Here is a 21,224-nt window from a genome sequence, read left to right as displayed (position 1 = left end):
CTGTCAAGTGATTATTTTCAGAAGTTTTCGAAGATTTCTTCAACAACTTCAACCACTTGCGCTTCCGATCTCTCGTTAGCGGGAGGCGAATTCTACAGCGTTACACGCTGCTGTCAACACCTCTTTTCTCCGCTTTCGACCGAGAAGATCGAACCGTTGAAAGCACCCAAAAAAACCGGAACTTCCAACTCCTTCCAGGCTTCGATGAACTGAAGCGGCCCACGCTCGAAACTTATTTAACTCATTGAATCTCAAGGAGTTTTCCGTTTCGACTGCGCCGGAAGTGGGGCGAATTATAGAGACTCAGAATCTGCCGTCAACCCTTATTTTCACAATTCTGTCATATCGGTCAAAAAAGCCCTGAAACGCGAAGGCCGACCTTGAAAGGTCGGCCTTCTTTGCACTGCCTTTCTACTTACAAGCTAGGGAATGCAAACTGCGAAGCTTCATGGCTCGCACGCTGCGGCCAGCGCTGGGTGATCGCCTTGCGACGGGTGTAAAAGCGCACGCCATCCGGACCGTAGGCATGCAAGTCGCCGAACAACGAACGCTTCCAGCCGCCGAAGCTGTGGTAAGCCACCGGCACCGGCAATGGAACGTTGACGCCGACCATGCCGACTTCGATCTCGTCGCAGAACAGGCGTGCCGCCTCACCGTCACGGGTAAAGATGCAGGTGCCGTTGCCGTATTCGTGATCGTTGATCAGTTGCATCGCCTCTTCCAGGCTGTTCACCCGGACCACGCACAGCACCGGCCCGAAGATCTCTTCTTTATAGATGCGCATTTCAGGAGTGACGTTGTCGAACAGGCAACCACCGAGGAAGAAGCCTTCTTCATGACCGGCAACGCTCAGACCACGACCGTCGACCACCAGGGTCGCACCCGCCGCCACGCCGTCCTCCACATAACCGCTGACCTTGTCGCGCGCCTGACCGGTCACCAGAGGCCCCATGTCCAGACCACACGAAGTGCCGGCACCGATTTTCAGCGCCTTGATCTGAGGAACCAGTTTGGCCACCAGTGCGTCCGCCACCTGATCGCCCACACACACGGCCACCGAAATCGCCATGCAGCGTTCGCCGCAGGAACCGTAAGCCGCGCCCATCAGTGCGCTGACCGCGTTGTCCAGATCCGCATCCGGCATCAGCACCGCGTGGTTCTTCGCGCCGCCCAAGGCCTGCACGCGCTTGCCGCGTTTGGTGCCTTCCGCATAGATGTACTCGGCAATCGGTGTCGAACCCACAAAGCTCAGCGCTTTGACTTCCGGCGCTTCGATCAGCGCGTCTACCGCAGTCTTGTCACCGTGCACGACGCTCAGCACGCCTTTCGGCAGACCGGCTTCCAGCAACAGTTGTGCGATCAGCAGGGTCGAGCTCGGATCACGCTCGGAGGGTTTGAGGATGAAGCAGTTGCCGCAGACGATCGCCAACGGATACATCCACAGCGGCACCATCGCCGGGAAGTTGAACGGCGTAATGCCGGCCACCACGCCCAGCGGCTGGAAGTCCGACCACGCATCGATGTTCGGGCCGACGTTGCGGCTGTACTCGCCCTTGAGGATTTCCGGCGCTGCGCAGGCGAACTCGACGTTCTCGATACCGCGCTTCAGTTCACCGGCAGCATCTTCCAGGGTCTTGCCGTGTTCTTCGCTGATCAACTGCGCGATGCGTGCTTCGTTCTGCTCCAGCAGTTGCTTGAAACGGAACATCACCTGGGCACGTTTGGCCGGTGGCGTATTGCGCCAGGCCGGGAACGCAGCCTTGGCGGCATCGATGGCGTGCTGGATGGTTTCGCGGCTGGCCAGCGGCAGCTTGTGGATAGCCTGACCGGTGGACGGGTTGAACACATCGACCGCGCGACCGTTCTCGGTCACCAGTTCGCCATTGATCAAATGCGGGATAACGCTCATCGGGGAACTCCTGAATTCTTGTGCGCAGACGCCCGCAAGGGGCGCCTGCCATTGGCTTATCTATATAGAAGGAAAATCAGTCGAGCTTGTTCAGCACTTCGCCGACCGCGTCGAACAGACGATCAAGGTCCTGCGGCTTGCTGTTGAAGGTTGGGCCGAACTGCAGGGTGTCGCCACCGAAGCGCACGTAGAACCCGGCTTTCCACAGCGCCATACCGGCTTCGAACGGACGCACGATGGCGTCGCCGTCACGGCCCGCAATCTGGATCGCACCGGCCAGGCCGAAGTTACGAATGTCGATGACGTTCTTCGCGCCTTTCAGACCATGCAGGGCATTTTCGAAATGCGGTGCGACTTCGGCCACGCTCTGCACCAGGTTTTCCTTTTGCAGCAGGTCGAGTGCCGCCAGGCCCGCGGCGCAAGCCACCGGGTGTGCCGAGTAGGTGTAGCCGTGCGGGAATTCAACGGCGTATTCCGGGGTCGGCTGGTTCATGAAGGTCTGGTAGATCTCGGAGCTGGCAATCACCGCGCCCATAGGGATCGCGCCGTTGGTGACTTGCTTGGCGATGCACATCAGGTCCGGGGTCACGCCGAAGGTGGTGGCGCCGAACATGGTGCCGGTACGGCCGAAGCCGGTGATCACTTCGTCGAACACCAGCAGGATGTTGTGTTGATCGCAGATTTCACGCAGACGCTTGAGGTAGCCCTGTGGTGGAACCAGCACGCCAGCGGAACCCGCCATAGGCTCAACGAACACCGCTGCGATGTTCGACGCATCGTGCAGTTCGATCAGCTTCAGCAGCTCATCGGCCAGGGCGATACCACCCTGCTCCGGCATGCCACGGGAGAAAGCATTGCTCGCCAGCAAAGTGTGCGGCAGGTGATCGACATCCATCATCGCCTGACCGAACAGCTTGCGGTTGCCGTTGACGCCGCCAAGGCTGGTGCCGGCGATGTTCACACCGTGATAGCCACGGGCGCGGCCGATCATCTTGGTCTTGGTCGACTGGCCTTTCAGGCGCCAGTAAGCACGGACCATTTTCACCGCGGTATCGGCGCACTCGGAACCGGAGTCGGTGAAGAACACGTGATTCAGGTTGCCCGGCGTCAGGTCGGTGATTTTCTCCGCCAGCTGGAACGACAGCGGGTGGCCGTACTGGAAGCCCGGCGAGTAATCGAGGGTGCCCAACTGTTTGGCCACCGCTTCCTGGATTTCCTTGCGGGTATGCCCGGCGCCGCAGGTCCACAGACCGGACAGCGAGTCGTACACCTTGCGGCCCTTGTCGTCGATCAGCCAGCTGCCTTCGGCACCGACGATCAGACGCGGGTCGCGCTGGAAGTTGCGGTTGGCGGTGTACGGCATCCAGTGCGCGTCCAGCTTCAGTTGGCTGGCCAGTGGCGACGGCGCGTTTTCAGGCATGTTCATCGGGCAAAACCTCGCAGGGCAATAAGCTTCAGAGCGATAGAAAGCGTTGTTGCAGCTAAATTGCCACGGGGATAAAGTCGTTGAAATTCAACTCTTCTAACCTTCAGTTAGAACTCTGCTAAACAATGAGAACAACAGTATGAGCAGCCGCCGCCCCGATCCGCTGGCCCAGGTCAGTGACTTTGACATTCGCCTGCTGCGGATTTTTCGCAGCGTGGTGGAGTGCGGTGGCTTCTCGGCGGCGGAAACCGTACTCGGCATCGGTCGCTCGGCGATCAGCCAGCAGATGAGTGATCTGGAACAACGTCTCGGCCTGCGTCTGTGCCAACGCGGGCGCGCCGGTTTCTCCCTGACCGAAGAAGGCCGCGAGGTCTATCAATCGGCGTTGCAGCTACTAAGTGCACTGGAAAGTTTCCGCACCGAGGTCAATGGCCTGCACCAGCACTTGCGCGGCGAGTTGATCATCGGCCTGACTGACAACCTCGTCACCCTGCCCCACATGCGCATCACCCACGCATTGGCCCAATTGAAGGAACGCGGGCCAGACGTGCAAATCCAGATCCGCATGATCGCCCCCAACGAAGTCGAACAAGGTGTGCTCGACGGCCGCCTGCATGTCGGCGTGGTGCCGCAGGCCAGCGCATTGTCGGGACTGGAATATCAGCCGTTGTACAGCGAGCGCTCGTTGCTCTACTGCGCAGTTGGTCATCCGTTGTTTTACGTTGACGATAAACAGTTGGATGACGAGCGCCTCAACAGCCAGGACGCCATCGCCCCGACCTTCCGTTTGCCAGCGGAGATCCAGGCGCACTATCAGGCGCTCAATTGCACCGCCAGCGCATCCGACCGTGAAGGCATGGCGTTCCTGATTCTGACCGGGCGTTACATCGGCTATTTGCCGGATCACTATGCCAGTCTCTGGGTTCAACAAGGTCGCTTGCGCGCGCTCAAGGCCAGTACCCGCTTCTATGATTTGAGCCTTGCCTCGGTTACCCGCAAGGGCCGTCGCCCTCATCTGGTACTGGAAAGTTTTCTCGAAAGCCTCGCCGCCACCCGCTGACGACCGGGGTTTTATTCGCCCGGGGCTTGTCCCGCGCCGGTGGTTGCGCTATCAACGCAACTGGTTGCACCCCACAGACAAACCCGGAAGTGCCTATGACCTTTGAAGTCCCAGCCCACGGCGGCAAACCCGCCAGCCGCATTCGTCAGAAGAACGAAGAGACCATCATCAAAGCCGCCGAAGACGAGTTCGCCCGTCACGGGTACAAAGGCACAAGCATGAACACCATCGCCACCAAGGCCGGACTGCCCAAGGCGAACCTGCATTACTACTTCACCAACAAGCTCGGGTTGTACGTGGCGGTGCTGAGCAACATCCTTCAATTGTGGGACAGCACCTTCAATACCCTGACGGCCAAGGACGATCCGGCCGAAGCGCTGACCCGCTACATCCGCGCGAAAATGGAATTCTCCCGTCGCCAGCCGCAAGCGTCGCGGATCTTCGCGATGGAAGTGATCAGCGGCGGCGAATGCCTGACCGAATATTTCAATCAGGATTACCGCGCCTGGTTCCAGGGCCGCGCCGGCGTGTTCCAGGCCTGGATCGACGCGGGCAAGATGGACCCGGTCGACCCGGTGCACCTGATCTTCCTGTTGTGGGGCAGCACCCAGCATTACGCCGACTTCGCCACCCAGATCTGCCGGGTGACCGGTCGCAGCAAGTTGACCAAACAGGATATGGAAGACGCCGGCAACAACCTGATCCGCATCATCCTCAAAGGCTGCGGCCTCACTTCTTCTATATAAGTCGTTTTATGCCATACACCCACAGGGGCTTTTGCGAATTCCGCGAAGAGATTCGCAAAAGCCGCTTCATCACCTTCGCCGCGCCGATCACCAGCCCCGCTGAGGCGCAAGCCTTCATCGAGCAGCACAGCGACTTGAACGCTTCGCACAATTGCTGGGCGTGGAAACTCGGCGATCAGTACCGCAGCAACGACGACGGCGAACCCGGTGGCAGTGCCGGGCGGCCGATCCTCGCAGCCATCGAAGCGCAGGACTGCGATCAGGTCGCGGTGCTGGTGATCCGCTGGTACGGCGGCATTCAGCTGGGCACCGGCGGCCTGGCCCGGGCCTATGGCGGCGGCGCCAACAAGTGCCTGCAAGCCGCGCCGAAGATCGAGTTGATCAGCCGCGTGCCCGTGCATTGCGCCTGCGCCTTTGGCGAACTGGCGCTGGTAAAGCTGCGGGTCGCGGACCTGGGCGGACTGGTGGTGGAAGAAAACTTCACCGCCAACGGCGTCGAATTGCAACTGGCCGTGGGCGAAGCGCACATCGAGTTGTTGCAAACTCAGTTGGCCGATCTGAGCCGTGGGCGAATCCTGCTGCAGCGTTGAAGCCCCGCCATGTTTTAGGGCACAAGCCGATTTGCTTATACCCGAGACTTGCCCACATCCGCTGTGCACCCGGCTGTGGATAACCTGAGCACAGGAGGCTGTAACCCTTCTGTCACGTGGCTTTGCGGGATTTGCTCACTTTTCGTCCAATCGCCCATCACAATGAACAATTTCACGTAAAAACAATCGCTTAGCGTTGTTTATCGCCTTTAGAAGAAAGCCCGCCAGTGCTTATGCCCGGGATTTTTTCTTGCGCACAAATACTGTGGAGCAACCTGTGGATAAGCCGTTCATGGCTGGCGCAGTCGCAGGTTCTGCATGGCTTCGGCGCGGTTGCTCGTTTTTTGATCAGCCAGTTGCGGGCAAAACTGGAGCCTGATCAAAGGCTTTGCCCTCAAGTGGTGCCGTGCAGGCAACCGAATTCGATTCACAGGCTCTACGCCACAGGCTGGCAAACAGCAGCCACCTGCGTTCCTGACTCAATGGCCAGGAAATTGCTTTATCCACAGGCACAACTCCAAGCGACCCGAGCCTGTCATGCCAAACCCCACGTCCACACCGCAGCTGCAACTGCGCCAAATCAGCAAACGTTATCCCGGTTGCCTTGCCAATGACGCCATCGACCTGAGCATCGGCCGCGGTGAAATCCACGCGCTGCTCGGTGAAAACGGTGCAGGAAAAAGCACGTTGATGAAGATCATCTACGGCGTCACCCAGGCCGATTCGGGTGAGATGCTGTGGCAGGGTCAACCGGTGATCATGCGCAACCCGGCCCAGGCGCGGCAGTTGGGCATCGGCATGGTGTTCCAGCATTTCTCGCTGTTCGAGACCTTGAGCGTGGCGCAGAACATTGCATTGGCGATGGGTGCAGCGGCCGGTTCGCCGAAACAGCTTGAGGCGAAAATCCGTGAAGTGTCGCGCCGATATGGCATGGCGCTGGAACCCCAGCGACTTGTCCACAGCCTGTCGATCGGCGAGCGGCAACGGGTCGAGATCGTGCGTTGCCTGATGCAGGACATTCGCCTGCTGATTCTCGATGAGCCGACCTCGGTGCTCACGCCGCAGGAAGCCGACGAGTTGTTCATCACCCTGCGCCGACTCGCGGCCGAGGGCTGCAGCATTCTGTTCATCAGCCACAAACTCGGCGAGGTGCGCGCCTTGTGCCACAGCGCCACGGTGCTGCGTGGTGGGCGAGTGGCCGGGCATTGCGTACCGGCCGACTGCACTGATCGGCAACTGGCGCAATTGATGGTGGGAGAAGCCGCGACATTGATCGGCGAGTTCACGAAGGTCACCGGTGGCGCGGCGTACTTGCAAGTCAGTGGATTGAACTGGCACAACCCGGATCCCTTCGGCTGCTCCCTGAGCGACATCGATCTACAGGTGCGCAGCGGTGAAATCGTCGGCATTGCCGGCGTGGCGGGCAACGGTCAGGACGAATTACTGGCTTTGCTCAGCGGCGAACAGACACTGCATCGCGACACAGCGAAAACCATCCGCTTCCGAGAACACGCCGTCGCCGATCAGCGCCCGGATGCGCGACGCAAACTCGGCCTGGCCTTCGTCCCCGCCGAACGCCTCGGGCATGGCGCGGTGCCGGACATGAGCCTGGCGGACAACGCCCTGCTCACCGCCTTTCAACAAGGCCTGGTCAGCCACGGCTTGATCGAGCGCGGCAAGGTCGAAGCCCTGGCACAAACGATCATCCAGCGCTTCGGCGTGAAAACCCCGGACACCCAGACCGCCGCCCGCAGCCTGTCCGGCGGCAACCTGCAGAAATTCATCCTCGGCCGGGAAATCCTCCAACAACCGAAACTGCTGATCGCCGCGCACCCGACCTGGGGCGTGGATGTCGGCGCGGCGGCCACCATTCACCGCGCGCTGATTGCCCTGCGCGATGCCGGGGCGGCGATTCTGGTGATCTCTGAAGACCTCGACGAACTGTTCCAGATCAGCGACCGCCTCGGCGCGCTGTGCGGCGGGCGCCTGTCGGCGTTGCAGGACACGGCGCAAACCCGCCTCAGCGACGTCGGCGGCTGGATGGCCGGCCAGTTCGACACCCCTCAATCACAACCGGCCACGGCTTAACGGAGTTTTTCCATGTTGCTTTCCCTCGAACCCCGTGGCCGGCAATCGCGCCTGATGCTCTGGTGCTCGCCGGTGCTGGCGGCGGCGCTGACGCTGGTCTGCGGATCTTTGCTGTTCGTCGCCCTCGGTCACGACCCGCTGAAAACCCTGCACACGTTGTTGATCGCCCCGGTCAGCGACCTGTATGGCGTCTCCGAACTGCTGGTCAAAACCCTGCCGATCCTCTTGTGTGCGTTGGGCCTCGCAGTGGCTTATCAGGCGCGGATCTGGAACATCGGCGCCGAAGGCCAGTTGCTGCTCGGTGCGTTGGCCGGCAGTGCGCTGGCGGTGAACATCATCGATCTGCAAAGCCGTTGGGCGCTGGTGCTGATCCTGCTTACCGGTACCTTCGCCGGCGCCGCGTGGGCCGGGCTCACCGCCTGGTTGCGCACATGCTTCAACGCCAACGAAATCCTTACCAGCATCATGCTCAATTACATCGCGCTGAACCTGTTGCTGTTCTGCGTACACGGGCCGCTGAAGGATCCGGCCGGATTCAACTTTCCCGAGTCGGCAATGTTCAGCGACGCCAGCCGCCTGCCACTGTTGATGGAGGACGGTCGGGCACACATCGGCGTGTATTTCGCCTTGCTCGCGCTGGTCGCGGTGTGGGTGTTGTTGCAGAAAAGCTTCGTCGGTTTCCAGATCAAGGTGCTGGGCCTGGACAAGCGAGCCGCAGGGTTTGTCGGGTTTCGCGAGAAGCGGCTGATCTGGCTCGCACTGTTGATCAGCGGTGGATTGGCCGGGCTTGCCGGTGTCTGCGAAGTCACCGGGCCGATCGGTCAACTGGTGCCACAGGTCTCGCCGGGCTACGGCTACGCGGCGATCACCGTGGCGTTTCTCGGGCGGCTCAATCCGATCGGCATTCTGTTTTCCAGCCTGTTGATGGCGCTGCTGTACATCGGTGGCGAGAGTGCGCAGATGACGCTGAATCTGCCGCAGGCAATCACTCAGTTGTTCCAGGGAATGATGCTGTTTTTCCTGCTGGCCTGTGACGTGCTGATCCTCTATCGGCCACGTCTTAACCTGCGCTGGGTGCGGCGCACTTCTACCACCGCCGTAACCGCCGGAGCGCTGTGATGGATATCGATCTGTTGAGCAATATTTTCTACGCCATGGTGCGCTGCGGTACGCCACTGCTATTGGTGGCGCTGGGTGAATTGATTTGCGAGAAGAGCGGCGTACTCAACCTAGGCCAGGAAGGGATGATGCTGTTTGGCGCGGTGATCGGTTTCATCGTCGCGTTCAACAGTGGCAACCTGTGGCTCGGTGTGGCGCTGGCGATGCTCGCCGGGATGCTGTTGTCGTCGCTGTTTGCTCTGGTGGCGCTGGTGTTCAACGCCAATCAGGTGGCGACCGGGCTGGCGCTGACGATTTTCGGCGTCGGCCTGTCGACCTTTGTCGGCGCGGCGTGGGTCGGCAAACCGCTGGCGGGATTCGAGCCGTTGGCGATTCCATTCTTGAGTGAAATCCCGCTGATCGGCCGCATGCTGTTTGCCCAGGACCTGCTGGTTTACCTGTCATTCGCGCTGTTTGCGCTGGTGGCGTGGGTGATCGTGAAAAGCCGTGTCGGGCTGATCATTCAAGCGGTCGGCGAGAACCCGGATGCGGCGAGTGCCATGGGTTTGCCGGTGCTGACCGTGCGCACACTGGCGGTATTGTTCGGCGGGGCGATGGCCGGTTTGGCCGGGGCATATCTGTCGCTGGCTTACACGCCGATGTGGGCCGAGAACATGACCGCCGGACGCGGCTGGATTGCCCTGGCGCTGGTGGTGTTCGCCAGTTGGCGGGTATGGAGGTTGCTGCTCGGCGCGTATCTGTTCGGACTCGCCAGCATCCTGCACCTGGTGGCGCAGGGGTTGGGGCTGGCGATTCCTTCGAGTCTGCTGGCGATGTTGCCGTACGTCGCGACCATTCTGGTGCTGGTGCTGTTGTCGCGCGATGCAGTGCGTACACGGCTGTATGCGCCGGTATCACTGGGGCAGCCGTGGCAGGCCGGGCACTAAGCCGTTACGGCTCGCGACAGCGACCGAACCGGCAACGCCTGAGCAATGCCCCATGCCACTTCGAGAACCAGGAATCCCACCACCAACAAACTGGCGCCGTGGGCCACGGCATACGTCATCCACGCGGCGAACAGAAATCGCGTCACCGCGTCATAGCGCCCATAAACCGGCTGCGGATCACGAATCCGCAGCACCGCCCACATGCACACCACCGAACCGAACAAATTGGCGATCAACAGATGCGCAGGTTCGAACGGCGGCAGCTCGCCGGGCAGCTCCAGCGCCTGACTCAGCGCCGTCAGCAACCCGTGCAACACAGCAAAACTCCACGGTGTGACAAACGCCGCCGTCACGATCAAGTCATACCAGGCGCTGCCGCGCACCACCTGCCGATACTGCGTTGAAGTCCACATCATCCTTGCTCCGAAAATTCAGGGAGCAACCACGGTAAAGCCTGGAGTATGCTCCAGGGTCAAACACTTTCGAGACCTGCAAGATGCGCATCGGTGAGTTGGCCCAGGCCTGCGATGTCAGCCGTGACACGCTGCGTTTTTACGAGGAGCGCGGATTGATCGCGGCGCAACGCAGCGCCAACGGTTATCGCGACTATCCGCCGGAGATGGTGCAATTGGTGCTCTACATCAAAACGGCGCAGCGTCTGGGCTTTACTCTCGGCGAGATCGGCAGCAGCGTTGGCGCGCTGTGGCAATCGCCAAATCCTGACACCACCGTCACGCAACTGCTGCAAGACAAACTCAAGCTGGTCGAAACCCGCATGGCCGAACTCGGCGAGCTGCGCCTCGAATTGCAGCATCGGCTCGGTCAACGCTGTCCATTGAACCCGTGATCTTTCAACTTTCAAGGAAAGCCCGTCATGTCCGCACTTAATCCTGCCAAGCACGCACTGATCATCGGCGCCTCCCGGGGCCTGGGCCTGGGACTGGTGAAAACCCTGCTGGCCGACGGCTGGCAAGTCACCGCCACGGTTCGCAATCCTTCCAATGCCGAGGCTCTCGAAGCTCTGGGCAACGTGCAGATCGAAAAACTCGACATGGACGACCAGCAAGCGGTGATCGCCCTGAGCCAGAAGCTCAAGGGCCAGACCTTCGACCTGCTGTTCGTCAACGCCGGGGTCAAAGGCCCCGAAGTGCAGACCCCGGGCGGCGCGACGCTGGCGGAAGTCGGTCAGTTGTTCTTCACCAACGCGGTGGCACCGATCAATCTGGCCCAGCGCTTTGTCGGGCAGATCCGCGACGGCAGTGGCGTGCTGGCGTTCATGAGTTCGGTGCTCGGCAGCGTGACCATGCCCGACGCGCCGGAACTGGCGCTGTACAAGGCAAGCAAAGCGGCGCTGAACTCGATGACCAACAGCTTCGTCACGCAGTTGGGCGAGCAGAAACTTACGGTGCTGTCGCTGCATCCGGGCTGGGTGAAAACCGACATGGGCGGTGAAGGTGCCGACATCGACGTGGAGACCAGCACCCGTGGCCTGGTGGATCAGGTGGATGCGTTCGCCGGCAAGGGCGGCCATCACTTCGTGAACTACAAGGGTGAAACCATTCCCTGGTAATCACTGGACCCTGTGGGGGGCTTGCCTCCGCAGGGTTATGCCGGTGTCTGGTCGGGTTGGGCTTGCCCGTCGCAACATTTTGTTCGAAACTCCGCACCTCGCCCCTCGCGGCGACCCTGGATCAGCAGACAGGGCAACACTGAGCTGGCAACCCTGAACCCCACTTTCAGAGGAGCCGGCCACAATGCCTGCGACCCGTACCTGGTTAAAAAATCCCCTCGTCATTTTCACGGCCAACGGTCTCGATGCCCGTGGCGGTCTGGTGCTGCAAGACGGTGTGATCACCGAAGTGCTCGGCGCCGGTCAGCAGCCATCGACCCCATGCAATCAAGTGTTCGATGCCCGTGAGCACGTGATCCTTCCGGGCCTGATCAATACCCATCACCACTTCTATCAGACCCTGACCCGCGCCTGGGCGCCGGTGGTCAATCAGCCGTTGTTCCCGTGGCTGAAAACCCTGTATCCGGTTTGGGCGCGCCTGACGCCTGAAAAACTTGCCCTCGCCAGCAAAGTCGCACTGGCCGAGTTGCTGTTGTCGGGGTGCACCACCGCTGCCGATCACCATTACCTGTTCCCGGATGGCCTGGAAAACGCCATCGACGTGCAAGTCGAAACCGTGCGTGAACTGGGCATGCGCGCCATGCTCACCCGTGGTTCGATGAGCCTCGGCGAGAAGGACGGCGGTCTGCCGCCACAACAGACCGTGCAGGAAGGCCAAGTAATTCTCGACGACAGTCAGCGTCTGATTCACGAGTACCACGAACGTGGCGACGGCGCGCAGATCCAGATCGCTCTGGCGCCGTGCTCGCCGTTCTCGGTGACCCCGGAAATCATGTCCGCCAGCGCCGAACTGGCGAACAAACTCGATGTGCGCCTGCACACTCACCTCGCCGAAACCCTCGACGAAGAAGACTTCTGCCTGCAACGCTTCGGCCTGCGCACGGTGGATTATCTGGACAGCGTCGGCTGGCTCGGCCCGCGCACGTGGCTGGCCCACGGCATCCATTTCAACCCCGACGAAATCGCCCGTCTCGGCGCGGCGGGCACCGGTATCTGTCATTGCCCGAGCTCGAACATGCGTCTGGCGTCCGGCATCTGCCCGAGCATCGAACTGACCGATGCCGGCGCGTTGTTCGGTCTCGGTGTGGATGGCTCGGCGTCCAACGATGCGTCGAACATGATCCTCGAAGCGCGTCAGGCCCTGTACATCCAGCGCTTGCGTTACGGCGCCGAGAAGATCACTCCGGAACGTGTGCTGGGCTGGGCGACCAAGGGTTCGGCGAGCCTGCTGGGTCGCACCGACATCGGTGAACTGACGGTCGGCAAGCAGGCGGATCTGGCGTTGTTCAAGCTCGATGAACTGCGCTTCTCCGGCAGCCATGACCCGATTTCGGCGCTGCTGTTGTGCGGCGCGGACCGGGCGGATCGGGTGATGGTCGGCGGCAAGTGGCGTGTGGTTGACGGGCAGGTTGAAGGTCTGGATCTCAAAGGCCTGATTGCCGATCACAGCCAGGCGGCTAGGCAGTTGATTGCCGGTACCTGATCCAAGCGGAAGTCTCTGATCGTTCCCACGCTCTGCGTGGGAATGCAGCCATGGACGCTCTGCGTCCGACGTTGGGACGCAGAGCGTCCCGGTATGCATTCCCACGCGGAGCGTGGGAACGATCGGTCAACGATCAATTACAACCCAAGCAGCGACAACATGATGAACGTCGCAAACAGCACAAAGTGGGTCATGCCCTCGATGGCATTGGTCTCCCCGTCATTGAGGTTGATCGCGCTGACGATCAGCGTGATGAAGATCATCACCGTCTGCACCGGCGTCATCGCCATCTGAAACGGCTGCCCGGTGTAGAGCGCCATCGCCTCCATCACCGGCACCGTCAGGATCACCGTCGACAACGAAGCCCCCATCGCAATGTTGACCACCGACTGCATACGGTTGGCCAACGCCGCGCGCAACGCGGTCAGAATCTCCGGCGCCGCGGAAATCGCTGCCACCAGAATCGCCGTGATCACCGGTGGTGCGCCCGTCCCTTCCAGGCCCAGATCGAGGGTCTTGGACATCACCTCGGCCAGTGCGCCGATCACCACCACACCGAACACCAGAATGCCGATCGACAGCGCCAGGCTGACCGGTTTCGGCTCTTGTTCCACCGGCTCTTTCTTGCGGCGTTTGTCCGGGTAGCTGTAGCTGAAAAAGTAGCTGTGCGGCCCGACCTGCATGCGCAGGAACAACGCATAAAGCACCACCATCGCGCCGATGGTGAAGGCCGAATAGATTTTCCAGTTGGCCTCGGGAATGAACTCCGGCACCACCATCGACACGCCCATGGCGGTGAGAATCATCACGCTGTAACTGCGGGCCGAATCGTCGTTGTAGGACTGCTCGCCATGCTTGATCCCGCCCATCAGCGCGGCGAGGCCGAGGATGCCATTGATGTCGAGCATCACCGCCGAATAGATCGTGTCGCGCACCAGTGTGGCCGAAGCTTCGTTGCTCATCATGATCGCCAGGATCACCACTTCCACCAGCACGGCGGCGAGGGTCAGGATCATCGTGCCGTACGGATCGCCGACTTTTTCCGCGAGCAGTTCAGCCTGATGGGCAACGCGCATCGAGGCGGCGACGATGAAGGCGATCAGCACCAGCCCGGCCGTCAGCGCGACAAACTGGCCACTGTGCAGCAGCCAGTGCTCCAGCGGATACGCAACACAGGTGGCGATGACGGCCAACAGCAGAAAGCTTTCTTGCTTGAGGATGGTGAACATGACGGGCCTTTTTGCCGAAGAGTGCGAATGAGCTACTGACTGCGGGGTGGCGCTAACGTTTCGTTACACCTTAGCGCACCAGTGGATGGCAGCTTTATCTACGCCTGCACTTTTATTGGACTTTACGGCCTCTTCGCGAGCAAGCCCGCTCCCACAGGGATCGCGGTGCTTTTGTGGGAGCGGGCTTGCCCGCGATGGGCGCGCCTCGGTTTCAAGCCAGATTGTTGTCCGCTTGGTCAGCCTTTTGCATTGCCCTCCCCACACACAACAAAAGGGAGTTCGCGTTCATGCAAAACCGTCCACTGCAAACACTGCTGTGCATCGCCATGGGCCTTGGCCTCAGCCTGAGCGCCAGTGCCGCCGATCCACTGAAAGTCGGCTTCGTCTACATCGGCCCCATCGGCGACCACGGCTGGACGTATCAGCATGAACAGGGGCGCAAGGCGCTGGCGGAAAAACTCGGCACGCAGATCACCACCAACTACGTGGAAAACGTCGCCGAAGGCGCCGACGCCGAGCGGGTGATCCGCAACATGGCCAAGGACAATTACGACCTGATCTTCACCACCTCGTTCGGCTACATGAACCCGACGGTGAAAGTCGCCAAACAGTTTCCCAAGGTGACCTTCGAACACGCCACCGGCTACAAGCAGGACAAGAACCTCGGCACCTATCTCGCGCGTACCTACGAGGGCCGTTACGTCGGTGGTTTCCTCGCGGCGAAGATGACCAAGAGCAAAAAAATCGGCTACGTCGCCTCGTTCCCGATCCCGGAAGTGATCCGTGACATCAACGCCATTCAACTGGCCTTGAACAAGTACAACCCCGGCACCGAAATCAAAGTGGTGTGGGTCAACTCGTGGTTCGACCCGGGCAAAGAGGCCGACGCGGCCAACGCGCTGATTGATCAGGGCGTGGACGTGGTGTTCCAGCACACCGACAGCCCGGCGCCGATCCAGGCTGCCGAGCGACGCGGTGTGTATGCCGTGGGCTACGCTTCGGACATGGCGCACTTCGGCCCGAAAGCGGTGCTGACTTCGATCGTCAACGACTGGGCGCCGCACTACATTCAGGCGACCCAGAGCGTGATCGACCACAACTGGAAATCCCAGGACTACTGGGGCGGGTTGAAGGAAGGCACAGTCGAACTGCCGATCAGCGATCTGGTGCCGGCACCGGTGAAGGCCGAAGCCGAGCAGATCATCGCTGACATCAAGAGCGGCACCCTGCAACCGTTCACCGGGCCGATCAAGGATCAGGCCGGGGCCGAGAAAATCCCGGCGGGGGTCAGCGCCACCAACGCCGAACTGGCGTCGATGAATTACTACGTCGAAGGCATGAAGGCCGAGATGCCGAAGTAATCCACCTGCCCCTGACCGCTCCCTCTGCATCGGAGCGGTCGCTAACGAGCATTCGAAAATGAACCAACTTCCGATCATCGACATCTCGCCGCTCTACTCCGACGACCAGAACGCCTGGCCGGCCGTCGCCGAACAGATCGACCACGCCTGCCGCGAATGGGGCTTCTTCTACATCAAGGGGCATCCGATTTCTGCGCAGCGCATTGCATCCCTGCTCGATCACGCGCAACGCTTCTTCGCGCTGCCGGAAGCAGAAAAGCTCAGGATCGACATCACCCAGACCCGTCATCACCGCGGCTACGGGGCCATCGCCACCGAACAGCTCGACCCGGACAAACCCAGCGACCTCAAGGAAACCTTCGACATGGGCCTGCACCTGCCGGCCGATCATCCCGAGGTGCTGGCAGTAAAACCCTTGCGCGGTCCCAACCGTCATCCGGCCATTCCCGGCTGGGAAACGTTGATGGAACAGCACTACCTCGACATGCAAGCGCTCGCGCAAACTCTGCTGCGTGCCATGACGTTAGCGCTGGGCATCGAGCGCGACTTCTTCGACACGCGCTTCAACGAGCCGGTCAGCGTGCTGCGGATGATCCACTACCCGCCGCGCCACACCGCCAGTTCCGCCGAACAGCAAGGTGCGGGCGCGCACACCGATTACGGCTGCATCACGCTGCTGTATCAGGACGCGGCCGGCGGCTTGCAGGTGAAAAATGTCAAAGGCCAGTGGATCGACGCACCGCCCATCGACGGCACCTTCGTGGTCAACCTCGGCGACATGATGGCGCGCTGGAGCAACGACCGTTATCGCTCGACCCCGCACCGGGTCATCAGCCCGCTCGGCGTGGATCGCTACTCGATGCCATTCTTCGCCGAGCCGCATCCGGATACTCGCATCGAGTGCCTGCCCGGTTGCCAGGACGCACAGCATCCGGCGAAATATCCGACCACCACCTGCGCCGAATTCCTGCTGTCGCGCTTCGCCGATACCTACGCCTATCGACGGGAGCAGGAAGCGGTGTGATGGATCGGTTGGTCAGGTTTTGCCAATTGTTTCGGCGGGCATCTGTAGAATGCTCGCCATTGCACCTGATGAGAAAAGAATATGTACGACTGGCTCAACGCCCTGCCCAAGGCCGAACTGCACCTGCACCTCGAAGGCTCGCTGGAGCCCGAGCTGCTGTTCGCCCTGGCCGAACGCAACAAGATCGCCCTGCCGTGGAGCGACGTCGAAACCCTGCGCAAGGCTTACGCCTTCAACAACCTGCAGGAATTCCTCGACCTGTATTACCAGGGCGCCGACGTGCTGCGCACCTCCCAGGATTTCTACGACCTGACCTGGGCCTATCTGCTGCGCTGCAAAGAACAGAACGTGATTCACACCGAGCCGTTCTTCGATCCGCAGACCCACACCGACCGTGGCATCCCGTTTGAAGTGGTGCTCAACGGCATCGCCGCCGCGCTGAAGGATGGCGAGCAGCAACTGGGCATCACCAGCGGCCTGATCCTGAGTTTCCTGCGCCATCTGAGCGAGGAAGAAGCACAGAAAACCCTCGACCAGGCGCTGCCGTTCCGTGATGCGTTCGTCGCAGTGGGTCTGGACAGTTCCGAGATGGGTCACCCGCCGAGCAAGTTCCAGCGCGTGTTCGACCGTGCCCGTCATGAAGGTTTCCTGACCGTGGCTCACGCTGGCGAAGAAGGCCCGCCGGAGTACATCTGGGAAGCCATCGACCTGCTGAAAATCCAGCGCATCGACCATGGCGTACGCGCCATCGAAGATGAGCGTCTGATGCAGCGGATCATCGACGAGCAGATCCCGCTGACCGTGTGCCCGCTGTCGAATACCAAGCTCTGCGTGTTCGATCACATGTCCCAGCACAATATCCTCGACATGCTCGAGCGTGGCGTGAAGGTCACGGTGAACTCCGATGACCCGGCGTACTTCGGCGGTTATGTCACCGAGAACTTCCATGCGCTGCACGAACATCTGGGCATGACCCAGGATCAGGCCAAACGCCTGGCGCAGAACAGCCTGGATGCGCGGTTGGTGAAACCGTAACAGCACAAGGCCGTTCGAACACACCCGTGTTCGAACGGCTTTTCAGTTCTCAGCGCACAACCGCTTCAGTCAACTCTTCCAGCGTCTTGCCCCGGGTCTCCATCCCGAACAGCCACACCACCCCCGCCGCAATCGTAAAGCACAACGCTCCCAGCGCAAACACTCCGCCCTGCCCGGTGATCGGGAACACCAGCCCGGTGACCAATGGCCCGAGCAGAGAACCTACGCGTCCAATGGCCGAGGCGAACCCCGAGCCCGTCGCCCGCGCCGAGGTCGGATACAGCTCCGGCGTGTAGGTGTAGAGCACCGCCCACATGCCGAACAGGAAAAACTGCATCAACAGCCCCGTACCGATCAGCAGCGCCACGTTACCGCCAAACACGGCGCTTTGTCCGTACAGAAACGCCATCACCCCACCGCCGAGCAACGTGACGATGCACACCGGCTTGCGGCCCCAACGCTCCACCAGCCAGGCCGCCATCAGGAAGCCGGGAATCCCGCCGAGGGAAATCAGCACGGTGTAATACACCGACTGAGTCACGGCAAAACCCGATTGTTGCAGCAACGCGCTGAGCCACGAGGTCAGGCCGTAAAAACCGAGCAACGCGAAGAACCACAGGCTCCAGATCATCGTCGTGCGCTGGCGATACAGCGGCGACCAGATCTGTTTGAGCGCCGAAAGGAAATGGCCCGGAGGTGTCACGCTTCGCGGCAGGCGAACCGGCTCCGGCAATGCGGCACCACCGAGTGAGGCCTGTACCCGCGCCTCGATGCCGCGTAAAACCTTGTCCGCCTCGTCATGCTTGCCGGCCTGTTCCAGCCAGCGCGGCGACTCGGGAATGAAAAAGCGGATCGCCAGGACGAACACCGCCGGCACCGCCAGCACCAGAAAGATGTCGCGCCAGCCAATCAATGGCAGCAGGAAATACGACAGCACCCCGGCAGCCACAAAACCCAGCGGCCAGAAACCGTCCATCAACGCGATATAACGACCCCGACGCTGGGCGGGGATCAACTCCGACAGCATCGACTGGGCAATCGGAAACTCCATGCCCATGCCGATTCCCAGCAGAATGCGAAACAGCGTCAGGCTCTCGACCGTCTGCGCCGTGGAACACAGGTAACTGGCCAGCCCCCACAGGACGATGCTCCACTGGAACACCGGTTTGCGACCGAACCGATCAGCCAACAGACCGGACAGCGACGCCCCCAGCACCATGCCGAAAAAACTCGAACTGGCCAGCAGGCCGGCCTGCGCACTGCTCAGGCCGAACTCGGCTTTGATCGAGCCGAGCAGGAAAGTCATCATCGCCAGATCCATGGAGTCGAAGAAAAACGCCAGGGCGATGATGATGAAGATGATCCGGTGATAACCGCTGACTGGCAGGCGCTCCAGTCGATCTGCCGCGCTGAAGTTTCCCGTGTCCATACCACCTCCTCAATCCGAAAAGTCCCCGGATCGAGTGTGCGCGATAGCGGTTGCGCGCCTGTGCCAGATGCGACGTGTTCGCAGCCGTTGGCGACGCCAGTAGCACATCAGTGGAAGAGAACGCTCTACAACGCCATTTCCAGCTCGGTTTCACAGGCAAATCGATGAATTTCCCGCTGGCCCGCCGCCGTCAATTGCAGGGCACGGGAATCGTTGGGCAGCACCAGCCACCCCGACTGCATGAACAACTGCAGCAATGCCGCCCCCAGTGATCCGCCCATGTGCGGGCGACGCTCGCTCCAGTCCGGGCAGGCACACGCCACCTGGACGTTGCGATGGGCCAGCGCCTGGATGTACACACCGCGCCCAGCCAATTGTGTCGAGCCTTTGTGCGTCACGACCACCCGGTTTTCAAGCTGCTCGATCCAGCCGGCGTCGAGCAGTCGCTGGTACAGGTCGGCGGCCAGCGTTCCCCCCAGATGGTCGTCGCAAAACCGGGCGCGCAGCAGTGACGAGGGGGCGGCCTGGGGTCTGACGGCCGGCGAGGCACGCTTGAACACGGCAGGGATTTCTCGCGGAGCGCTGGCCAGAGTGGCGCTGGCCAGGGCTTCGATGGCCGCACCGATTTCGGGCGCCGCCAGGCGGAAGAAGCGTTTGCGGCCGCGCGCCTCGACCTTCAACAGACCGCCAGCGGACAAGCGCCCCAGATGCGCACTGGCTGACGACGGAGAAAGCCCCGCCAGCAACGCCAGTTCCTCGGTCTGCCGCGCCGAGCCATCCATGAGCGCCCACATCATTGCGCTGCGTTTGGGATCGGCCAGCAACGTGGCGATCTGGCTGATGCAAGGTGCATGTTCCATCTATTCACTCCCTGTTGAATCGTATCGTCTACAGCTCATAGACATCTTGACCAGTAATCAGTCGTCGGCCAAGGCGCGCAAAAGACCTTGAGCCGAAGCGAGGCAGCGCGCCGCAGCGAGAAAACCGCAGCAATGTCGCAACCCTCGTCCCTACCCGGACGGTTGCGGTCTGATCGTTCTCGCATCGGCCTTTTGGTACGGGCATCAGGCGGCCGCTAGTATAAGCGGGTTGCTCGCTGCGTCCTCTGCCGGAGCGCCCGTGGCTGGTGATTGTTCCTGAGAGAAATTTCGCTATTTACCTGCGACTAATGATCAGTCTCCGTGAAAACGGGAAATCGGCTACTCAATTCGGCGCAACGACTGGCGAGCATTTCCCTCAGAAGGTTCACCGGCTTACTCAATTGTGCGCGATGGGCGCACAGCAGATTCAGCGGAGCGCGTTCGCAGAGCAACTCCGGCAACAGCACTTTCAGCCGTCCCGCCAGCACATCACCGGCCACATCGAGCCAGGACTTGTAAGCGATGCCGGCTCCCGCCACCGCCCACAGGCGAACCACATCGGCGTCGTCACTGAAGCGGTCGCCACTGACGGTCAGGCCGACCTCGCGCCTGCCGTCATGAAAACTCCAATGGTCATGTACCCGGCCGCCGAGCATGTACAGCAGGCAGTTGTGCTGCGCGAGTTGTTCCAGATGCAGCGGCTCGCCGTGCCTGGCCAGGTAGGCGGGGGATGCGCACAGTACCCGTCGGTTGTGCGGGGCAATCGGCAACGCCACCAGGCTCGAATCCTCCGGCTCGCCGTAGCGCAAGGCGATGTCTACCGGCTGGCGAAACAGATCAGCGATGCGGTCACCCAGCAGCAGACGTACCGTCAGCTTCGGGTGTTCGTGCTGAAAATCGTCGAGCCACGGCAACAGCAGGTTGCGACCGAAATCCGAAGGCGCCGACAGCTGCAGAATCCCGCTGACCTGATCCTGCCCGCTGGCCAGCAGACGCCGACCCTCATCGAGGTTGCTCAGCGCCGCCCGGGCGTACTCGAGAAACCCCTCGCCTTCGGCCGTCAGCCGCAAACTGCGAGTGGAGCGTGCCAACAGCCGCGCGCCCAGTTGCTGTTCTATACGTTTGAGCGCGGCACTGGCCACAGCGGCGGACAGGTCCATCACCCGAGCCGCCGCCGACAGGCTGCCCAGATCCGCCGCCCGGACAAACAACTGCAAGTCATCGAAACGCAGCATTCCCAGCCCCGATTATCAAAAAAATATTGAAAGAGACTGCTCTTTTAGCCGGTTTTATCTCCGGCAGAAATAGC

The 21,224-nt window shown here is 61.1% G+C and carries 19 protein-coding genes and 1 pseudogene; 13 read left to right on the top strand and 7 right to left on the bottom strand.

Annotated features, from left to right (window positions below):
* A pseudogene (locus JKA62_RS28905) lies at positions 1-213 on the top strand (hypothetical protein); the annotation flags it as partial.
* 202 nt (positions 214-415) lie between these two features.
* On the opposite strand, the gene JKA62_RS08675 reads toward JKA62_RS28905, so the two are convergent.
* Complete coding sequence (locus JKA62_RS08675; protein ID WP_011332326.1) at positions 416-1,909, bottom strand: CoA-acylating methylmalonate-semialdehyde dehydrogenase; 1,494 nt, start codon at positions 1,907-1,909, stop codon at positions 416-418.
* A gap of 76 nt (positions 1,910-1,985) precedes the next feature.
* Positions 1,986-3,335 carry an aspartate aminotransferase family protein gene (locus JKA62_RS08670; protein WP_011332325.1) on the bottom strand — a complete coding sequence of 450 codons (1,350 nt, stop codon included), beginning with the start codon at positions 3,333-3,335 and terminating at the stop codon, positions 1,986-1,988.
* A 139-nt stretch (positions 3,336-3,474) separates the two neighbouring features.
* On the opposite strand from JKA62_RS08670, the gene JKA62_RS08665 reads away from it, so the two are divergent.
* The 6 genes from JKA62_RS08665 to JKA62_RS08640 all read left to right on the top strand — a co-directional run bounded on the left by JKA62_RS08665 (position 3,475) and on the right by JKA62_RS08640 (position 9,864).
* Entirely contained in the window at positions 3,475-4,395 is a 921-nt protein-coding gene (locus tag JKA62_RS08665; protein ID WP_007958517.1) for a LysR family transcriptional regulator, read from the top strand.
* 95 nt (positions 4,396-4,490) lie between these two features.
* Positions 4,491-5,141 carry a TetR/AcrR family transcriptional regulator gene (locus tag JKA62_RS08660; RefSeq protein ID WP_201817362.1) on the top strand — a complete coding sequence of 217 codons (651 nt, stop codon included), beginning with the start codon at positions 4,491-4,493 and terminating at the stop codon, positions 5,139-5,141.
* Between the two features lie 8 nt (positions 5,142-5,149).
* A complete protein-coding gene (locus JKA62_RS08655) occupies positions 5,150-5,731 on the top strand; it encodes an IMPACT family protein (RefSeq protein WP_201817361.1) in 582 nt (193 codons plus the stop codon).
* Positions 5,732-6,268: 537 nt separating this feature from the next.
* Positions 6,269-7,819 carry an ABC transporter ATP-binding protein gene (locus tag JKA62_RS08650; protein ID WP_201817360.1) on the top strand — a complete coding sequence of 517 codons (1,551 nt, stop codon included), beginning with the start codon at positions 6,269-6,271 and terminating at the stop codon, positions 7,817-7,819.
* 12 nt (positions 7,820-7,831) lie between these two features.
* Positions 7,832-8,938: an ABC transporter permease gene (locus JKA62_RS08645; protein WP_011332321.1), complete on the top strand. Its 1,107-nt coding sequence runs from the start codon at positions 7,832-7,834 to the stop codon at positions 8,936-8,938.
* The gene (locus tag JKA62_RS08640) at positions 8,938-9,864 is read left to right on the top strand and encodes an ABC transporter permease (RefSeq protein WP_201817359.1); all 927 of its coding nucleotides are present in this window, start codon (positions 8,938-8,940) and stop codon (positions 9,862-9,864) included. The genes JKA62_RS08645 and JKA62_RS08640 overlap by 1 nt, the downstream gene beginning before the upstream one ends.
* Here the strand turns inward: JKA62_RS08640 and JKA62_RS08635 are convergent.
* Positions 9,861-10,277: a hypothetical protein gene (locus tag JKA62_RS08635; RefSeq protein WP_201817357.1), complete on the bottom strand. Its 417-nt coding sequence runs from the start codon at positions 10,275-10,277 to the stop codon at positions 9,861-9,863. The genes JKA62_RS08640 and JKA62_RS08635 overlap by 4 nt on opposite strands.
* 83 nt (positions 10,278-10,360) lie before the next feature.
* Between JKA62_RS08635 and JKA62_RS08630 the strand changes: the two genes are divergently transcribed.
* From JKA62_RS08630 to JKA62_RS08620, 3 genes are all read left to right on the top strand, one after another.
* Complete coding sequence (locus JKA62_RS08630; RefSeq protein WP_074689712.1) at positions 10,361-10,711, top strand: MerR family transcriptional regulator; 351 nt, start codon at positions 10,361-10,363, stop codon at positions 10,709-10,711.
* A gap of 27 nt (positions 10,712-10,738) precedes the next feature.
* Positions 10,739-11,434, top strand: a complete 696-nt coding sequence (locus JKA62_RS08625) for an SDR family oxidoreductase (protein WP_074689711.1) — start codon at positions 10,739-10,741, stop codon at positions 11,432-11,434.
* Between the two features lie 184 nt (positions 11,435-11,618).
* The gene (locus JKA62_RS08620; RefSeq protein WP_201817354.1) at positions 11,619-12,977 is read left to right on the top strand and encodes an 8-oxoguanine deaminase; all 1,359 of its coding nucleotides are present in this window, start codon (positions 11,619-11,621) and stop codon (positions 12,975-12,977) included.
* Positions 12,978-13,114: 137 nt separating this feature from the next.
* Here the strand turns inward: JKA62_RS08620 and JKA62_RS08615 are convergent, their stop codons facing one another.
* Positions 13,115-14,206: a calcium:proton antiporter gene (locus tag JKA62_RS08615; RefSeq protein WP_039773223.1), complete on the bottom strand. Its 1,092-nt coding sequence runs from the start codon at positions 14,204-14,206 to the stop codon at positions 13,115-13,117.
* Positions 14,207-14,493: 287 nt separating this feature from the next.
* Here JKA62_RS08615 and JKA62_RS08610 point away from each other — a divergent pair, with 287 nt between their 5' ends.
* The 3 genes from JKA62_RS08610 to JKA62_RS08600 all read left to right on the top strand — a co-directional run bounded on the left by JKA62_RS08610 (position 14,494) and on the right by JKA62_RS08600 (position 17,626).
* Complete coding sequence (locus JKA62_RS08610; RefSeq protein ID WP_201817352.1) at positions 14,494-15,567, top strand: BMP family ABC transporter substrate-binding protein; 1,074 nt, start codon at positions 14,494-14,496, stop codon at positions 15,565-15,567.
* Positions 15,568-15,625: 58 nt separating this feature from the next.
* Positions 15,626-16,591 carry an isopenicillin N synthase family dioxygenase gene (locus JKA62_RS08605; protein ID WP_011332313.1) on the top strand — a complete coding sequence of 322 codons (966 nt, stop codon included), beginning with the start codon at positions 15,626-15,628 and terminating at the stop codon, positions 16,589-16,591.
* Between the two features lie 81 nt (positions 16,592-16,672).
* Complete coding sequence (locus tag JKA62_RS08600; protein WP_201817351.1) at positions 16,673-17,626, top strand: adenosine deaminase; 954 nt, start codon at positions 16,673-16,675, stop codon at positions 17,624-17,626.
* 49 nt (positions 17,627-17,675) lie between these two features.
* Here JKA62_RS08600 and JKA62_RS08595 read toward each other — a convergent pair whose 3' ends face one another.
* From JKA62_RS08595 to JKA62_RS08585, 3 genes are all read right to left on the bottom strand, one after another.
* Positions 17,676-19,055, bottom strand: a complete 1,380-nt coding sequence (locus JKA62_RS08595; protein WP_011332311.1) for an MFS transporter — start codon at positions 19,053-19,055, stop codon at positions 17,676-17,678.
* A gap of 125 nt (positions 19,056-19,180) precedes the next feature.
* A complete protein-coding gene (locus JKA62_RS08590; protein ID WP_011332310.1) occupies positions 19,181-19,915 on the bottom strand; it encodes an ArsR/SmtB family transcription factor in 735 nt (244 codons plus the stop codon).
* A gap of 305 nt (positions 19,916-20,220) precedes the next feature.
* Positions 20,221-21,150 (bottom strand): LysR family transcriptional regulator, encoded by a 930-nt coding sequence (locus JKA62_RS08585; RefSeq protein ID WP_011332309.1) that lies wholly within the window; start codon positions 21,148-21,150, stop codon positions 20,221-20,223.
* Positions 21,151-21,224: the final 74 nt, after the last annotated feature.

The organism is Pseudomonas sp. B7, assembly GCF_016735645.1.
Classification (GTDB): domain Bacteria; phylum Pseudomonadota; class Gammaproteobacteria; order Pseudomonadales; family Pseudomonadaceae; genus Aquipseudomonas; species Aquipseudomonas glycinae.
Note: the sequence above shows the minus strand (reverse complement) of the source record. Positions and strands in the feature narration are given on the sequence as shown.

Excerpts from the sequence above, each read along its gene's own strand:
- JKA62_RS08675 (WP_011332326.1), bottom strand. The coding sequence starts at position 1,909 with ATGAGCGTTATCCCGCATTTGATCAATGGCGAACTGGTGACCGAGAAC.
- JKA62_RS08670 (WP_011332325.1), bottom strand. The coding sequence starts at position 3,335 with ATGAACATGCCTGAAAACGCGCCGTCGCCACTGGCCAGCCAACTGAAG.
- JKA62_RS08665 (WP_007958517.1), top strand. The coding sequence starts at position 3,475 with ATGAGCAGCCGCCGCCCCGATCCGCTGGCCCAGGTCAGTGACTTTGAC.
- JKA62_RS08660 (WP_201817362.1), top strand. The coding sequence starts at position 4,491 with ATGACCTTTGAAGTCCCAGCCCACGGCGGCAAACCCGCCAGCCGCATT.
- JKA62_RS08655 (WP_201817361.1), top strand. The coding sequence starts at position 5,150 with ATGCCATACACCCACAGGGGCTTTTGCGAATTCCGCGAAGAGATTCGC.
- JKA62_RS08650 (WP_201817360.1), top strand. The coding sequence starts at position 6,269 with ATGCCAAACCCCACGTCCACACCGCAGCTGCAACTGCGCCAAATCAGC.
- JKA62_RS08645 (WP_011332321.1), top strand. The coding sequence starts at position 7,832 with ATGTTGCTTTCCCTCGAACCCCGTGGCCGGCAATCGCGCCTGATGCTC.
- JKA62_RS08640 (WP_201817359.1), top strand. The coding sequence starts at position 8,938 with ATGGATATCGATCTGTTGAGCAATATTTTCTACGCCATGGTGCGCTGC.
- JKA62_RS08635 (WP_201817357.1), bottom strand. The coding sequence starts at position 10,277 with ATGTGGACTTCAACGCAGTATCGGCAGGTGGTGCGCGGCAGCGCCTGG.
- JKA62_RS08630 (WP_074689712.1), top strand. The coding sequence starts at position 10,361 with ATGCGCATCGGTGAGTTGGCCCAGGCCTGCGATGTCAGCCGTGACACG.
- JKA62_RS08625 (WP_074689711.1), top strand. The coding sequence starts at position 10,739 with ATGTCCGCACTTAATCCTGCCAAGCACGCACTGATCATCGGCGCCTCC.
- JKA62_RS08620 (WP_201817354.1), top strand. The coding sequence starts at position 11,619 with ATGCCTGCGACCCGTACCTGGTTAAAAAATCCCCTCGTCATTTTCACG.
- JKA62_RS08615 (WP_039773223.1), bottom strand. The coding sequence starts at position 14,206 with ATGTTCACCATCCTCAAGCAAGAAAGCTTTCTGCTGTTGGCCGTCATC.
- JKA62_RS08610 (WP_201817352.1), top strand. The coding sequence starts at position 14,494 with ATGCAAAACCGTCCACTGCAAACACTGCTGTGCATCGCCATGGGCCTT.
- JKA62_RS08605 (WP_011332313.1), top strand. The coding sequence starts at position 15,626 with ATGAACCAACTTCCGATCATCGACATCTCGCCGCTCTACTCCGACGAC.
- JKA62_RS08600 (WP_201817351.1), top strand. The coding sequence starts at position 16,673 with ATGTACGACTGGCTCAACGCCCTGCCCAAGGCCGAACTGCACCTGCAC.
- JKA62_RS08595 (WP_011332311.1), bottom strand. The coding sequence starts at position 19,055 with ATGGACACGGGAAACTTCAGCGCGGCAGATCGACTGGAGCGCCTGCCA.
- JKA62_RS08590 (WP_011332310.1), bottom strand. The coding sequence starts at position 19,915 with ATGGAACATGCACCTTGCATCAGCCAGATCGCCACGTTGCTGGCCGAT.
- JKA62_RS08585 (WP_011332309.1), bottom strand. The coding sequence starts at position 21,150 with ATGCTGCGTTTCGATGACTTGCAGTTGTTTGTCCGGGCGGCGGATCTG.